The organism is Corynebacterium incognita (genome assembly GCF_014217255.1).
Taxonomy (GTDB): Bacteria; Actinomycetota; Actinomycetes; order Mycobacteriales; family Mycobacteriaceae; genus Corynebacterium; species Corynebacterium incognitum.
In genome coordinates this window covers 1,193,464-1,210,025 of sequence record NZ_CP059404.1, presented here as the reverse complement: position 1 = coordinate 1,210,025, position 16,562 = coordinate 1,193,464, and the positions used below count along the sequence as shown (strand labels likewise).

Genomic DNA, 16,562 nt, shown 5'->3' with positions numbered 1-16,562 from the left:
GAGTCCGCGTGTCTTACGCAAACATGGAAGAACTGCTGTCCGCCATCACTACTGGTGAGGGCCAGGAAATTCTGAACCCGGCCACTGGTGAGCAGGTGGGCTTCGCGCCCCTCAAGTCCGTTGAGGACCTCAATGAGGCTGTGCGCGTGGCGCGCGAGAAGCAGCCGGAGTGGGAGGCGCGCGGCGAGGCCGAGCGCAATGACCTACTGCTCAAGGCCGCTGACGCCGTGGAAGCCTCCGCAGAGGCGCTCGCGGTACTGCTGTCCTCCGAGCAGGGCAAGCCGCTCAACGGCCCGAACGCCCGCTTCGAGGTGGGCGCCTGCGCCGCGTGGCTGCGCGCTACCGTTACCTTCGAATCCCCGGACTACGAGGTCACCGGCGAGGACATCAACGCGAAGGTCGTCTACCGCCCGCTGGGCGTCGTGGGCGCCATCGGCCCGTGGAACTGGCCGATGATGATCACCGTGTGGCAGATTGCGCCGGCACTGCGCATGGGTAACACGGTCGTCGTGAAGCCTTCTGAGTACACTCCGCTGTCCGTACTGGCACTCATCAAGGTGCTCAACGACGTCCTGCCCGAGGGCGTCCTGCAGGTCATCCCGGGTGACGGCGCGGTGGGCGCGGCTCTGTCTGGACATGAGGACGTGGACAAGGTGATGTTCACCGGTTCCATCGCTACGGGTAAGAAGATCGTGGAGTCCTCTGCGGCGACGCTGAAGCGCCTGACCCTGGAGCTGGGTGGCAACGATGCGGGCATCGTGCTGGACGACGTCGACCCGAAGGCCATCGCCCAGGACTTGTTCTGGGGCGCGTTCATTAACACCGGGCAGACCTGCGCGGCAATGAAGCGCATGTACGTCCCGGCCAGCATCTACGACGAGGTGTGCGAGGCGCTGGTCGAGGTCGCTCAGGCGTCTCCGATGGGCGTGGGCCTGGACGAGAACAACGTGCTCGGACCGCTGCAGAACAAGGCGCAGTTCGACATCGTGGATCGCCTGGTCAAGGCAGCGAAGGATGCCGGCGCTACCGTGCTGCTGGGCGGTGAGCCGGACTACGACGCGCCGGGCTACTTCTACCCCGCTACGCTCGTGGCCAACATCGACAACGACAACCCACTCGTTGCCGAGGAGCAGTTCGGCCCTGCCCTGCCGATCATCAAGTACGAGAACCTGGACGAGGCTATCGAGATGGCCAACGCCCTCGAGGTAGGCCTTGGTTCGTCGGTGTGGTCCGCGGACAAGGACCGCGCCCGCGAGGTAGCAGCTCGCCTGCGCGCTGGCACGACCTGGATTAATGCTCACGGCGCCGTGGATCCCCGCGTCCCGTTCGGTGGCATCAAGGACTCCGGCTACGGCGTGGAGTTCGGCACCGAGGGGCTAAAGGGCCTGGCGTACCCGCACGCCATTAACGGCTAAGCACACCTCACAAAGACCCCGCGATAGCGCGGGGTCTTTGTGCTTTTCCAGGGACTTTTCTGTTCAATTTTTCTGCATTAGTGATTAACGGCACAATAGAGCGTCGGCTTTTTGTGCCGACCGAAATTCATCGACCGACATCTGCATAAGCGATGTGGAAAGCAATGTAAAAGAACACTTCAACAACACGTTCAAAGGAGAACACTCTCTCATGGAACTGAAAGCTGACGAGGCGGCCCACGGCCCGCCGTCCCCGCACTGGAAGGCTGGCCCTTTCAACATCCGGCTGCCCTTCGTGCACTACAAAATCGAATGGCCCGACTACATTCAGGGCCTGCTGGTGTGCGTGGTGGACCTGGGCGCCATCCCCTTGATGGTGGATGCGTTGGGCATGCCGTTCGAAGTAGCCCTGGCCGTCGTGATGCTCAACGGCCTGCTGTACCTCACCCACCACATGCTGGGTGATCCGGTGGTCCCCGGCTGGATCACCCCCGCTGTCCCCTTGCTCATCGTGTACGTGGGCAGCTTCCCCGAGGAAGAAAGAGTCTGGGCGCTCATCAGCTTCCAGTTCGTACTCGGCATATTCTCCATATTCATGGGTGCCACGGGCCTGGCCAAGAAAGTCGCCCGATTCATCCCCTCCGCCCTACGTTCCGGCATCGTCATCGGTGCAGGTATCGCCGCAATTGTCACTGTCTTCGAAGAAGGCGGGCGCTTCCACGAAATGCCCATCACCATCACCGTGGCCACTCTGCTGGGCTTCTTGCTCATGTACTCCGCCGGCTTTATGCGCTTGAAGCAGAAGTCGCCGATGTGGCGCTACATTGGCAACCTGGGAATCCTGCCGTCCATTATCTTGGCCATCGTTCTGGCTCCCCTAGTGGGCGAGGCCGCATGGCCGAACGTGGAATGGGGATTCTCCCAACCTGACTTCATGGGCGTGTGGGAAGGCTACACCGTCTTCGGTGTGGGCCTACCACCGGCGCATATGTTCTTCACCGCCATCCCGACGATGCTGGCTGCCTACATCGTGGTTTTCGGCGACGTGCTGCAGGCCAAGGCGATCCTCAAGGAAGCCGACCACATCCGTACGGACGAGGGCGTCGTGTACGACGAGAACCGTGCACACCTCCTGTTCGGTGGCCGCAACGCGTTCATGTCCATCGTGGGGCCCGACGTGGCCATGTGTGGCCCGCTGTGGGCCGCTATGCAGGTCATCATCGTGGAGCGCTACAAGCAGGGCAAGAAAGCCATGAAGTCGGTCTTCGCCGGTGTCGGTTCGGTGCGCCTGGGCGCGATCACGGGCTTGTGCTTCCTCCCGGTGGTCACGCTGGTGCAGCCCATCCTGGCCGTCGGCCTGGCCATGACGCTCATCATGCAGGGCTTCGTCTCCGTGCGCGTGGGCGTGATGGAGGCGAAGAACCAGAAGGACCTCGGCATCGCGGGCGTCGTCGCCGGCGTGCTGGTCACCCAGGGAGCCGCCTGGGCCTTTGCCGTCGGCATCCTGCTGCTGGTGCTGCTTTATGACAAGGACATGTTCAAGGACATGCCGGACGGCACGCTCAAGCCGCTTTAGTGCAGCAGTTTCACAAGCTTGTCGTGGTGGGCCGGGGGTAGAACCTCCGCGTCCACCACTTTTTTAGCCGCCGCCTTGTCTCCCATCTTGGCGGCAAAAGCCATGCCCATGGTGACGCCGTGATCGGGGGCAGGCTCAAAGGTCAGCGGTGCGTCGCGGCGGATGCGCCCGGGTTCACGGACGCGCAGGTAGGCCCCGGCGTCGCCACGCTGGGTAAAGGTTTTGACCCAGCCCTTCTCCCCCATCCAGCCGCTGAACGTGGCGCACGGCGAGCGCGGAACCGAGACCTCCAAGAGTGCACCGCCGACCCGCACGCGCTGGTTGATGAGCACGTCCTTCCACACCACGCCGCCGGTGGTGAGGTTCTCCCCGAAGTGACCCGACGGGAGTTCGCGGTGCAGGCGTTCTTCCCACCAGTCGAGTTCCTCGCGCGCGAAGGCGTAGACGGCTTTGTCGGCGCCGCCGTGGTGTTCGTGATCCCCGATGCTGTCCCCTGCCACCCCCGAGGCAGAGTCTGAGAGAGGCTTCTCGACGTCGAGGTAGGCCTCCGGCCGCTTATCAATGCCGGTGTAGGCGTGGCGGCCGGAAGGATCATCGCGGCGAAAAGCAACGTTGGTGGACACAACCAAACAAGTCATGCCCACCAACGTACCGCGAGATAGCTTTTACATGAACTGCTTGAGCAGCTTGTCAATCGCCTTGTTGTCGATCTTCACCAGGCCGGAGCCGAATGCGCAAGTGAAAGAAAGTGCCTGGTGTGCGGCCGGGTCTGCGGGACGGCCGGGGAAAATCGATTAGATTCAATGAAAGTTTGTTGACAGTTGCCCCGAAGACTAGAGGAAACCAGAATGCTCACTACCCTGTCCCGCCGCGCCGGTGCCGTGCTGGCTGCGGTTGCGCTCGTCCTGCCAGCAACGCCCGCCGTGGCCGCGCCCGCTGACAAACAGGTGGTCATCTTTGGCGATTCCTTCTTTGCTAACCCCACCTACCGGCAGGTCGGTGCTCTCCGGGCGAAGACGTCCAGCGACGTCAACCGCTGGGGCAAGCCCGGCCGCCCGTCCCCGCAGGACTGCCCGCAAGGCGCCAGCAGCGTCGGCGCGGAGCTAGAGACCTACCCTGGGGTGTCCGTGCGCGACTACTCTTGCTCCGCAGCGCGGGCGGCCGGCGGCTCGCACCGTCCGGACTTCGGTGAGCAGTTGGCCCACGCCAAGGCCACCGGCCGTCTCAACCGCGGCACCGACGTGGTGTTCGTGCAGTTCGGTGCCAACGACGCCGCCTCCCTCGCGCCGGGCGGGGCATCGTCCGAGGCCACCTACTCCGCGGTCATGACAAAGTACCTGCGGAGCATCCGCCGTACCGCGCCGGGTGCCCGCGTGGTTGTGGTCTCCTACCCATCCGTTTCCGCACCCAACGGCGCGATGTGCCCGGTGCGCACTGGCGCCAACCGCGGGGTGGGCGTGAACCTGGATGTCCTGTCCGTCATGCGTAACGTGGAAAACTTCGCGTTTCAGGAGATGCGTGGCGCCGCCCGCCGCGGCGGCGCCGAGTTCTACAACTTGCGCGCCAAGACCAAGTACCACAACATGTGCGCCCCCGAGCGCGAACGCTGGATTTCCGGTGTCTTCGAGTACGCCGCGCCGCACAACCTGTACAACCATTACACGCACCGGGGAAACCGGGGCGTCGCCAAGCTGCTGTACTCGGACATCGTCCGCCACTCCTAATGGCCCGCGGCTCACCTGTGGCTATTACACTGGTGAACCATGACTAACCCGAGCGAGTCCTACCGTTATACGCCGCAGCTGGCAAATGAGATTGAGAAGACCTGGCAGGCCTACTGGAACGAGCATGGCACCTTTCATGCGCCGAACCCCGTCGGTGACCTAGCCACGGACTCGCCCCTGCCTAAGGACAAGCTGTTCGTCCAGGACATGTTCCCCTACCCCTCCGGCGTGGGCCTGCACGTCGGCCACCCGCTGGGTTACATCGCCACGGACGTCTTCGCCCGTTTTAACCGCATGCTGGGCAAGAACGTCCTGCACACCCTCGGCTACGACGCCTTTGGCCTGCCCGCGGAACAGTACGCCATCCAGACTGGTACGCACCCGCGCACCACGACCATGGCGAATATTGAGAACATGCGCCGCCAGATCGGCGCGCTGGGCCTAGGCCATGACATGCGCCGCTCCGTGGCCACCACGGACGAGGACTTCTACACCTGGACCCAATGGATCTTCCTGCAGATTTACAATTCTTGGTTCGACGAGGAGCAGCAGAAGGCACGCCCGATTGCAGAGCTTATCGACGAACTCTCGTCCGGCCAGCGCACCGCCAAGGACGGCCGCACCTACGCCGACCTCTCCCCCGCCGAGCAGCGCGCCGCGGTGGACGAGCTCCGCCTGGTGTACCTGTCTAACTCCACGGTGAACTGGTGCCCGGGCCTGGGCACCGTGCTGGCCAACGAGGAGGTCACCGCGGATGGCAAGTCCGAGCGCGGCAACTTCCCCGTCTTCCGTAAGAATTTGAAGCAGTGGATGATGCGGATTACCGCCTACTCCGACCGCCTGCTCGAGGATCTTGAGGATCTGGACTGGCCGGAGAAGGTCAAGTCCATGCAGCGCAACTGGATCGGCCGCTCCCGCGGCGCCGAGGTGGATTTTGCCTGCGAGGGCCACGACATCACGGTGTTCACCACCCGCCCGGACACCCTGTTCGGCGCCACCTACATGGTGCTCGCGCCTGAGCACGAGCTTGTCGACGCCATCGTCTCCCCCGTCCCCTACGACGCCGACGTCGACGAGCGCTGGACCTATGGCCACGACGACCCCAAGGAGGCCGTGGAGGCCTACCGCGCCGCCATCGCCGCTAAGTCCGACCTGGAGCGCCAGGAAAACAAGGACAAGACCGGCGTCTTCCTGGGGGTGTACGCCACCAACCCGGTTAACGGCGCGCAGGTGCCCGTGTTCATCGCGGACTACGTGCTCACCGGCTACGGCACCGGCGCCATCATGGCGGTCCCGGCACACGACGCCCGCGACTACGAGTTCGCTACTGAATTCGGCCTGCCCATCCAGGAGGTCGTCTCCGGCGGCAACATCGCCGAAGCGGCCTTCACCGAGGACGGCACCCTGGTCAACTCCGCCAACGATTCTGGCTTGGACCTCAACGGCAAGAACAAGGCCGAAGCCAATGCGGAGGCCATTGATTGGCTCTCCCAACAGAACCTGGGGCAGGAAAAGGTGCAGTACAAGCTGCGCGACTGGCTGTTTGCCCGCCAGCGCTACTGGGGCGAGCCCTTCCCTATCGTCTACGACGCTGAGGGTGTGCCGCATGCCCTGCCGGAGGACATGCTGCCCGTGCAGTTGCCGGAGGTTCAGGACTACAAGCCGGTCTCCTTCGATCCGGAGGACTCCGATACGGAGCCGCAGCCGCCGCTGGCCAAGGCCAACGAGTGGGTCGAGGTGGAACTCGATCTTGGGGACGGCCCACAAACCTATTATCGTGACACCAACGTCATGCCGCAGTGGGCAGGTTCCTCCTTCTACCAGCTGCGTTACATCGACCCGACTAATTCCGAGAAGGTCGTGGACATCGAAAACGAGCGCTACTGGACGGGGCCGCGCTCTGACAACGATCCGGGTGGCGTCGACCTCTACGTCGGCGGTGTCGAGCACGCCGTGCTCCACCTGCTTTACGCCCGCTTCTGGCACAAGGTCCTCTTTGACCTCGGCCACGTCACCTCGCGCGAGCCGTACCGCCGCTTGTACAACCAGGGCTACATCCAGGCTTATGCCTACACCGACGCCCGCGGCGTCTACGTCCCGGCCGAAGAGGTTGAGGAGAAGGACGGCACGTTCTTCTACCAGGGCGAAGAGGTCAACCAGGAGTACGGCAAGATGGGCAAGTCGCTCAAGAACTCCGTCTCCCCCGACGACATGTGCCGCGACTACGGCGCGGATACCCTCCGCGTCTATGAGATGGCCATGGGCCCGCTGGATACCTCGCGGCCGTGGGCGACCAAGGACGTCGTCGGCGCGCAGCGCTTCCTGCAGCGCCTGTGGCGCCTCATCGTCAACGAGGACACCGGTGCGCTCGCTACGTCCGACGCCGCGCTGACGGACGAGGACACCAAGGCCCTGCACCGCACCATCGCCGGCGTGCGCGATGACTACGAGCACCTGCGCGTCAACACCGTGGTGGCTAAGCTCATCGAGTACGTCAACTACCTCACCAAGACCTACTCCAACCAAGCCGTGCCTGCCGACGCCGTGACTCCCCTGGTCATCATGGTCGCGCCGGTCGCCCCGCACATCGCCGAGGAGCTCTGGCGCCGCCTGGGCCACGACGACACCGTGACCTACGAGGCGTTCCCCACCTTCGACGAGAAGTGGCTCACCGACGACGAGGTGGAGCTGCCGGTGCAGATCAACGGCAAGGTCAAGGCCCGCATCATGGTGCCTGCCGACGCCGCCAAGGACACCATCGCCGAACTCGCCAAGGCCGACGCCCGCGTCCAGGAACTCACCCAAGGCAAGACCATCGTCAAGGAGGTCGTGGTCCCCGGCCGCATGGTGAACCTGGTGGTCAAGTAAGGGAATCTCGACGTATGGGGCGTGATCGATCTCACTGAGAAATAGCTGTCTATTTCGTGGCCGCGCCCTGAATTTCAGCGTATGCTCAAACACGAGAATTGAACCTCAGTAAGGCTCTGCCTCGCTTGCAGGGCTGAATGCTCCGGCCGGCACCTTCGGGTGCCGGTCTTTTTTCTACCCGAAGGGACTGTCTTGATGGATCCACGCCGTTATGTTGTCGGTATTGACGTTGGTAGCTACTCCATTGGCTTTGCTGCCGTGGAGTTGGATGACCAAGACCAGCCAACTGAGCTGCTGAGCATTGTGTCTCATCTCCATGATTCGGGGTTGGACCCTGACCAGCAAAAAACTGCTACCACGCGACTCGCATCATCGGGTGTCGCGCGTCGTACTCGGCGTCGTTACCGCCGCATCAAGAAGCGTATTCGCCGTCTTGAGACCTTCCTCAATGACCAAGGCTGGAAGACACTGCCCAACGAGTACTACGAGGATCCCTATTTCCCGTGGAAAGCCCGCATTGAGCTGGCCAAGCAACGTGTCGCCGATCCCGCGCGTCAGGGCGAGCTATTGTCAGTTGCAATCCGTCACATTGCTCACCACCGCGGCTGGCGTAATCCTTATCAGCGGGTACAGTCCCTTTATTCACCTCAAGGAACCAGCGATGCTTTCAAGGAAATCAAGGCTGGCATCGAGAAGGCTAAGAACGTTAAGTTGCCTGACGACGCAACCGTTGCACAGCTTATCGCCGTCGCCGATTTCGGCGAAGACCGCATCCGGGGCGGCGGAAAAAACAAGGACAAGAAGAAGGAACCAGAGCAGGTCAAGTCTGCACTCATAAGCGCGCGGCTTCAGCAGTGCGACCACGCCCTGGAAATCAACAAGATTTTCGAAGTCCAAGGACTCGATGATGCGCTCCGCAAGAAAGTTATTGACCTAGTTTTTGAAGCCGAATCCCCTAAGGGCGCTCAGGTAGGTCGCGTGGGCAAGGACCCCCTACAACCGAACAAGTACCGTGCTCTCAAGGCTTCCGACGCGTTCCAGCGGTATCGCATTGCTGCGCTCTTGGGCAACCTTCGCATCCGTGAAAACAACGAGTCTAAGCCACTTAATCCCAACCAGTTCAAGGTGCTGTTCGACTACCTAGTTTCGTTGCCTGCTAAGACCGAGCCGGAGTGGATCCTGGTAGCTGAGCAGTTGGATATCGACCGTGGCCAGCTGCAAGGTACCGCGACCATCACGGACGACGGTGAGCGCGCCGGCGCCCGGCCACCAGTCCACGACACTAACCGCATCATTGAAGGTTCGAAGGCAAAAGAGCTTGCCAAGTGGTGGAAGGCCGCGCCGCAGGAGCACCGTGACGCCATGCTCAAGGCGCTCTCCAATGCTGACAACATTGACTTAGATTCGCCGGAGGGCGCGGTTGTTCAAGCGTTCTTTGTTTCTGTATCCGAAGAAGAGCATGAGAAGCTCGACTCTCTTCACCTGCCGTTCGGTCGCGCAGCGTACAGTGAGGACACTCTCCGTCGACTCACTAAGCGCATGGTCAGCGAAGGAGTCGATCTTTACACGGCGCGCCGTCAGGAGTTTGGAATCCCCGAAGATTGGGCGCCGCCAGCACAACCTGTTGGCGAACCAGTGGGCAACCCGGCTGTGGATCGCGTCCTGAAGGAAGTCGCTCGGTGGTTAGATGCCGCCGCCGACGAATGGGGTGCTCCACAGTCAGTGGTCATCGAGCACGTACGTGACGGTTTCTCGTCCGAGTCCGTGGCCCGCGAAATCGACCGCGAAAACAACAAGCGTGCCAAGCGGAACAATGAGCTGTTCAAGGAACTCAACGACAAGTTGGGGACCACAGGAAAGCGTTCCCGTGCCGACCTGTGGCGGTACCAGTCCGTACAACGTCAGAATAGCCAGTGTGCCTACTGTGGTTCACCGATTACCTTCCAGAATTGCGAGATGGACCATATCGTCCCGCAGAAGGGCGAAGGCTCCACGAACACGCGGGACAACTTGGTCGCCGTCTGCCATCGTTGCAATCTTTCAAAGTCCAATGCCGTATTCTCCGTGTGGGCGAAGCAGTGCAATATTCCTGGCGTGAGCCTCAAGGAAGCCATTGATCGCACGCGGCATTGGAATCACGATCCTGGACAATCCTCCAAGGACGCAAAGAAGTTCACCCAAAAGGTTATCGAACGTCTGCGTCGTACGACTCAGGACGAACCTTTGGACGCTCGTTCAATCGAATCGGTGGCCTGGATGGCCAACGAGTTGCGGTCCCGCATAGCGTTCCGCTTCCAGGACACTGACACTAAGGTCAACGTCTATCGTGGCGCCATTACTGCGCAAGCACGCATGGCAGCCGGGATTTCCGACAACTTGCGCTTCGTCGATGGCACCGGAAAATCCCGTTTTGATCGACGTCACCATGCTGTGGATGCGGCCGTAGTGAGCCTCTTGACACCATACGTTGCACAAACACTCGCGTTGCGTTCAAACATGAAGCGTGAATCCGAACTTAAGCGAACTCCTCCGCAATGGAAAGAGTTCACCGGTTCCGATGCCGCTCACCGTGCCGCCTGGGCACGCTGGCAGCCGCGCATGCACAAGCTTGGCCAACTACTCCAGGATGCACTTACCAACGACCGCATCCCAGTGAAAACAAACCTGCGTTTGCGCATCGGTAATGGGCGTGCCCACGAAGACTCCATCGGCGCACTGGCGACGCTGAAAGTGTCATCCGCAATACCGGTTGAAGTCATTGATCGTGCTGCCTCCGAAGCTTTGTGGTGTGCCTTGACCCGCGAGCCTGACTTCGATTGGAAGGACGGCCTCCCCGCAAACCCGGAGCGTTCAATCCGCGTCAACGGCACGCATTTCGGTCCCGACGACGAGGTCGAGTTCTTCCCGGTTGCTGCTGGCGCCATCAAGGTGCGTGGTGGTTACGCAGAGATTAGCCGCTTCCACCACGCACGCATCTATCGCATTGACGGTGGCAAAAAGCCAGCGTTTGCTATGCTCCGTGTCTACTCACATGATGCTGCGAAGTTCCGCAATGAGGACGTCTTCACCGCCGAGCTGACTCAACAGACCATCTCCATGCGCCAAGCAGAGCCCAAATTGCGTAAGGCTCTACGCGAAGGCACTGCCACATATCTTGGTTGGATCGTCACCGACGACGAACTCCACATCAACCCCCATCCCTTCAACTCCGGCCAAGTAGGCAATTTCCAGCAGGAGATTGGCCCGACGACCCGCTGGCGGGTTGATGGATTCTATTCGAATTCGAGGTTTCGCTTGCGCCCGTTGCAGCTAAGTGCGGAAGGCCTAAAAGATAAGAATGGTGTGTTGAAATACCATGCGGATGTTGCAAAAGTCGTGGATAGTCGTGGGTGGATCACGGCCGTCAATGTGCTTTGGGGGGCCGGTGACGTCGTCGTTGTTCGCCGCGATGCGCTTGGTCGGGTTCGGCTGCGTTCGGCAGCGCACCTGCCAATTACCTGGAAGGCATAACAATGAATACAGGATGGCGGGTTATTGACTGCTCGGCACTCGAGGGAAGCATTCGATATAGGAGGGGTCGACTCGTCATCCAAAAGGGGCCCGATGAGTTTGATGTCCCACTGGCTCAGGTCGCCGTACTACTCATCGGAACTAAGACCGGGATTTCAGGAGCGGTACTCGCCAAGCTTAGTGAACTTGATGTTGCTGTTTTAGTGTGTGATTGGCGAAGCATTCCCGTTGCCGGTGCATTGCCATGGCGTGAGCATACGAGAGTCGGCGCGCGCCAACGAGCACAGGCAGAATTGGCGCTTCCCAAAAAGAAGGCCGCCTGGAAGGCCATTATTAAGGCCAAGATATACGGTCAGGCTAGAGCTGCTGACGCTATAGTGCCTGATACAGCACATCAATTGGCAGAGATTGTCAAGTCCGTACGTTCAGGAGATACGGACAATTGTGAAGCTCAAGCTGCTAGGATTTATTGGTCGCTTCTCCGCCGAGAAGGATTTTCAAGTCGTAATCCTGGGTCCCGCAGCGGAATCAATGGTGGCCTTGACTATGGTTACACTTTGTTGCGTGGCTATGGAATCCGCGCTGTTACTTCCGCCGGACTTGCCGGTTCCTTAGGTGTTTTCCATCGAGGGCGTGGAAACGCTTTTGCGTTGGTGGATGACCTTATTGAGCCATTTCGGCCGATGGTGGATTACATTGTTTTCCGAGAATGGGGAACAAGCGAAGAACTTACTAAGGAACTCAAGACTCAGATTGCAGCTGGTTTTGAACGGCCTTTCTCTCGTAGCGGCAAAACAATTCCAACGGTGTTTGTCGAGTTCGCACAGCTTTACGGAAAATATGTCGAGTTGGATGTGCCAACATTAGATGTTCCCAAATGGGATGGCGAGCTCAATGCCAGCGAAAGGTAAAGAGCCAGTGTGGTGCATTGTAATGTTTGATTTACCAGTAGGTACCAAACGTGAACGATCGGAAGCCACTCGATTTAGGAACCAATTGCAAGACCTTGGGTTCGGTCGCGCACAATTCAGTGTCTATGTCCAATACTTCCCACTCGCTGCAAGGGTCGCAAACGTAGTTAAGATACTCAAAACGCAGCTCCCGCGCGGCGGCGACATCCGAATTATCAGCGTCACTGACGTTCAGTGGGCAAAAGCGATTCGCTTTTCTCGTGCGCAAGAAGCCAAAACGGAAGAAACTCCAACACAAATGACCATTTTTTGACGAAGGGACCCCGAAAAGACCCCAGTTAAAGGCGATTTTTCGACTTAACTGAAGTCTATCAGGGGTTTCGAGAATTGAACCCCAGCATGCATCAACCCTTGGCGGGATGCAGATGAAGTCTATCAGGGGTTTCGAGAATTGAACCCCAGCGTAGAAAAATCTTCACGCACCTGCACCCGAAGTCTATCAGGGGTTTCGAGAATTGAACCCCAGCTCCGAGTCTGTGACGGCTGGCCCGTTTGGAAGTCTATCAGGGGTTTCGAGAATTGAACCCCAGCTCCGAGTCTGTGACGGCTGGCCCGTTTGGAAGTCTATCAGGGGTTTCGAGAATTGAACCCCAGCAGTTGCCGGAGCTTGCGGCGGCGGAAACGAAGTCTATCAGGGGTTTCGAGAATTGAACCCCAGCACAGAAAAGGAGACAACCGTGACTAACAGAAGTCTATCAGGGGTTTCGAGAATTGAACCCCAGCAGAGCGAGCAGCTCGCGGTAACGCATCCGAAGTCTATCAGGGGTTTCGAGAATTGAACCCCAGCAGTACCAGGAGATTAACCTGGACGAGAAGAAGTCTATCAGGGGTTTCGAGAATTGAACCCCAGCGTTCCAGCTCCATCCAGATGCGATGGTCGAAGTCTATCAGGGGTTTCGAGAATTGAACCCCAGCAGTCCGTGACGATGAAGATTCCTTTCCCGAAGTCTATCAGGGGTTTCGAGAATTGAACCCCAGCGCACGCAGGATGGCAAGGATACGGGTGTGAAGTCTATCAGGGGTTTCGAGAATTGAACCCCAGCTCGTGTGGGGTCATGGTTCTAGTGCTTTGAAGTCTATCAGGGGTTTCGAGAATTGAACCCCAGCGATGAGGGGCAGTGGGTAGGTGTCCTGGGAAGTCTATCAGGGGTTTCGAGAATTGAACCCCAGCCTGCCGCACCGCGGTATGTCGCTGAACTGAAGTCTATCAGGGGTTTCGAGAATTGAACCCCAGCGGTTGCCCTCCGTTATCCCAGGCCATGCGAAGTCTATCAGGGGTTTCGAGAATTGAACCCCAGCGCTGGTAGCGAGCGCGCCGGTCAGCCAGGAAGTCTATCAGGGGTTTCGAGAATTGAACCCCAGCATGGAAAAGGGCTTGTTCCGTCGCCGACGAAGTCTATCAGGGGTTTCGAGAATTGAACCCCAGCCTCGGTGACGCGGGGGTGAAACTTCATGGAAGTCTATCAGGGGTTTCGAGAATTGAACCCCAGCCATCGACGCACTCAACGCGGGGGACACCGAAGTCTATCAGGGGTTTCGAGAATTGAACCCCAGCCTTCACGGGCGCGGTTCCACACGTTCGCGAAGTCTACCAGGGGTTTCGAGAATTGAACCCCAGCCCTCTAGCTCATCTGCGATGGCTGGGAGGAAGTCTATCAGGGGTTTCGAGAATTGAACCCCAGCACGTCGCCCAGTACTCGTGGATGCGGCGGAAGTCTATCAGGGGTTTCGAGAATTGAACCCCAGCTCCACCTGGACTCACGCAACTCTAAGTTGAAGTCTATCAGGGGTTTCGAGAATTGAACCCCAGCTGATGCAGTGATTCGTCTGGTGCGTAACGAAGTCTATCAGGGGTTTCGAGAATTGAACCCCAGCATGGGCCGAAGGTTGGGATCATGGGGCGGAAGTCTATCAGGGGTTTCGAGAATTGAACCCCAGCCGGTGCGTGGATGATGGGCGTATCCCGGGAAGTCTATCAGGGGTTTCGAGAATTGAACCCCAGCATGTACCAGGACGCGGTTCCCCGCGGTGGAAGTCTATCAGCGGTTTCGAGAATTGAACCCCAGCGATGAGTCTGGGTTGCTGGCGCGGCTTAGAAGTCTATCAGGGGTTTCGAGAATTGAACCCCAGCTGAGGACGCGGGCGTACTGGTCACGATTGAAGTCTATCAGGGGTTTCGAGAATTGAACCCCAGCGGATGACCGTGATGCTGTTGCTCGTAAGGAAGTCTATCAGGGGTTTCGAGAATTGAACCCCAGCTGGTCCGCGATGACGGCCATCTCACCTGTGAAGTCTATCAGGGGTTTCGAGAATTGAACCCCAGCCTAGATAGGGAGCGGGACGATGAGTAGAGAAGTCTATCAGGGGTTTCGAGAATTGAACCCCAGCTGGTGGTTGACGGGTGGTTGGTGTTCATGAAGTCTATCAGGGGTTTCGAGAATTGAACCCCAGCAGAGGTATTTACGGCGGGGCTTCCCGGTGAAGTCTATCAGGGGTTTCGAGAGCTGACCCCCGGTGTTCTCTCCGTTTTCGTAGCCCTGCGTGCTTGGAGTGATTGGGTCTCGCGGAACCGGCTAAGCAGCGGAGCGGTCCTGATGGTTCGCTTGTTTTGGTGAGAGTTGGAAATGATTCTTCAGTGGGAAAACGCCAAAAATGGATTCCAAGTGATGCAGTTGACAAGGGAAAATAGTGGCCTGACCTCTACTGTTGTTCTCAGTGGGAATTGAGAAAGCTCAGTGGGAATCTTGTTGTAAATTCCCACTGAGTATTACAACTCTGCACATGAAGGTGCCACTGAGGGTGTAAGTGAGTCCTAATGACCGAACGCGCCCAGGGCTTCGCCGACGCGCTTGCCGGAGTGGATGCAGCCGCCGAGGAAGGTGCCTTCCAGGGCGTTTTTGCCGTGCATGCCTCCGCCGCCGAAACCGGCGGCCTCGCCGCAAGCGTACAGGCCGGGGATGGGTTGGCCGGTGTCAGTGAGGCACTGGCCGTCCAAGTCAGTCTCAATGCCGCCCAAGGTTTTGCGAGTGAGAACCTTGAGTCGAACGGCGATGAGGGGACCGTGGGCGTCGTCAAGCAATTTGTGTGGGGGAGCGCAACGAACGATCCTATCGCCGAGGAAGCCGCGGGCGGTGCGGATGTAGTTGACTTGGATGTCCTTGCTGAACGGGTTGTTCAGCTGGCTGTCGCGATCCTCAACAACCGTGCGGAGTGCGGCCGGCTCGATGGAGGGGGCGTCGGCAGGCGCCAGATCGTTCATCTGTTGGACGAGGTCATCGAGGTTCTCAGCGATGCACCAGTCGATGCCGTTATCCATGAACGCGCGGATGGCCACGTGGGTGCCGGGGGAGAGCTTGCCCGCGAGCTTACGGAACGACTTGTCCGTCAGATCCGGGTTTTGCTCCGAGCCGGAGAAGATGAACTCCTTGTCCGCGATGGTCTGGTTGAGCAGGAACCACGAGTAGCCGTGCCCCGTGCGGCCGATGTGGGACAGCGCGGCGAGGTTGTCGGAGCCGGGGAAGAGGTTGGTGGGAAGGCGCGTGCCGGAGGCGTCCAGCCACAGCGACGACGGGCCGGGGATGATACGAATGCCGTGGTCAGGCCAGATGGGCGACCAGTTGGTCATGCCTTCGGGGTAGTGCCACATGCGGTCGGTGTTGACTAGGTGGGCGCCGGCAGTGGCGGCGACGTCGATGCCGCGGCCGTCCACATGCGCGGGCACGCCGCGGACGAGCTCCGGCGGGCAGGTGCCCCAGCGCTGCGTGGGCCAGGAGGCGCGGACTTTGTCCAGGTTACCGCCGATGCCGCCGGTGGCAATGACCACGGCGGCGCCGCGGAGTTCGAAGTGCTTGACGACGCCCCGTGGGGAGGCGGCGCCGCGCTCCAGATCGTCGCAGGGCTCGAGGACGGAGCCCTTGACGCCGGTGATGCGATGATGGGTGGGGTCAACGATCAGCTCGTCCACCTGATGGCGAAAGTGGAACTCGACGCGACCCTGGCGCTCGAATTCCTCCAGCGGCTCACGGAAGACGCGGACAACTTCGGGCCCGGTGCCCCAGGTCAAGTGGAAGCGCGGGACGGAATTGCCGTGCCCGGAGGCGTCGCCGGCGCCGCGCTCGGCCCAGCCCACCGTGGGCAGGACGTTGAGGCCTAGGTTTTTGAGGTAGGGGCGCATCTCGCCGGCGGCAAAGCGGACGAACTCCCGGCCCCAGCGGCGCGGCCAATCATCGTGCGGGGCATCGTCGTACGCAGCGGAATTCTCCCAGTCGCGCCAGGCCAGCGCCTCGGAGTCGGTGATCCGCATGAACTTCTGCTCGGGCGAGGCAACGTAGAACAGGCCGCCGAGGGACCAGAAGGCCTGGCCGCCAAGGTTGGCGCGGTTCTCCTGGTCGAGGAAGATGACATGCTTGCCTGCGCGGGCGGCCTCGTAGCCCGCGACCAGGCCGGCCAGGCCGGTGCCGACGATGATAATAGAGTGTTCGTTCACGCCTATTAATCT

Annotated in this window: 9 protein-coding genes and 1 CRISPR repeat array; of the genes, 7 read left to right on the top strand and 2 right to left on the bottom strand. The window is 60.0% G+C overall.

All coding sequences use genetic code 11. The features are described from left to right. The first annotated feature begins 23 nt into the window (after positions 1-23). Entirely contained in the window at positions 24-1,415 is a 1,392-nt protein-coding gene (locus H0194_RS05530) for an aldehyde dehydrogenase family protein (protein WP_185176907.1), read from the top strand. A gap of 211 nt (positions 1,416-1,626) precedes the next feature. Next, positions 1,627-2,991 carry a permease family protein gene (locus H0194_RS05525; RefSeq protein WP_185174976.1) on the top strand — a complete coding sequence of 455 codons (1,365 nt, stop codon included), beginning with the start codon at positions 1,627-1,629 and terminating at the stop codon, positions 2,989-2,991. On the opposite strand, the gene H0194_RS05520 is transcribed toward H0194_RS05525, so the two are convergent. Continuing rightward, entirely contained in the window at positions 2,988-3,629 is a 642-nt protein-coding gene (locus H0194_RS05520; protein ID WP_185174975.1) for an MOSC domain-containing protein, read from the bottom strand. The genes H0194_RS05525 and H0194_RS05520 overlap by 4 nt on opposite strands. Positions 3,630-3,839: 210 nt before the next feature. On the opposite strand from H0194_RS05520, the gene H0194_RS05515 reads away from it, so the two are divergent. The 5 genes from H0194_RS05515 to cas2 all read left to right on the top strand — a co-directional run bounded on the left by H0194_RS05515 (position 3,840) and on the right by cas2 (position 12,317). Next, the gene (locus H0194_RS05515; protein ID WP_185174974.1) at positions 3,840-4,715 is read left to right on the top strand and encodes a GDSL-type esterase/lipase family protein; all 876 of its coding nucleotides are present in this window, start codon (positions 3,840-3,842) and stop codon (positions 4,713-4,715) included. A 39-nt stretch (positions 4,716-4,754) separates the two neighbouring features. Continuing rightward, a complete protein-coding gene (gene leuS, locus H0194_RS05510; RefSeq protein WP_185174973.1) occupies positions 4,755-7,583 on the top strand; it encodes a leucine--tRNA ligase in 2,829 nt (942 codons plus the stop codon). Between the two features lie 195 nt (positions 7,584-7,778). Further along, positions 7,779-11,093 carry a type II CRISPR RNA-guided endonuclease Cas9 gene (gene cas9, locus H0194_RS05505; RefSeq protein ID WP_185174972.1) on the top strand — a complete coding sequence of 1,105 codons (3,315 nt, stop codon included), beginning with the start codon at positions 7,779-7,781 and terminating at the stop codon, positions 11,091-11,093. Positions 11,094-11,095: 2 nt separating this feature from the next. Continuing rightward, positions 11,096-12,004, top strand: coding sequence for a type II CRISPR-associated endonuclease Cas1 (gene cas1, locus H0194_RS05500; RefSeq protein WP_185174971.1), 909 nt, complete (start codon positions 11,096-11,098; stop codon positions 12,002-12,004). Further along, positions 11,961-12,317, top strand: coding sequence for a CRISPR-associated endonuclease Cas2 (cas2, locus tag H0194_RS05495; protein ID WP_343061247.1), 357 nt, complete (start codon positions 11,961-11,963; stop codon positions 12,315-12,317). Before cas1 ends, cas2 begins: the two co-directional genes overlap by 44 nt. 50 nt (positions 12,318-12,367) lie before the next feature. Then, a CRISPR array of direct repeats spans positions 12,368-14,580; the repeat unit is 36 nt; unit sequence GAAGTCTATCAGGGGTTTCGAGAATTGAACCCCAGC. A 296-nt stretch (positions 14,581-14,876) separates the two neighbouring features. Here cas2 and H0194_RS05490 read toward each other — a convergent pair. Next, positions 14,877-16,550, bottom strand: a complete 1,674-nt coding sequence (locus tag H0194_RS05490) for an FAD-binding dehydrogenase (RefSeq protein ID WP_185174969.1) — start codon at positions 16,548-16,550, stop codon at positions 14,877-14,879. Positions 16,551-16,562 lie beyond the last annotated feature (12 nt).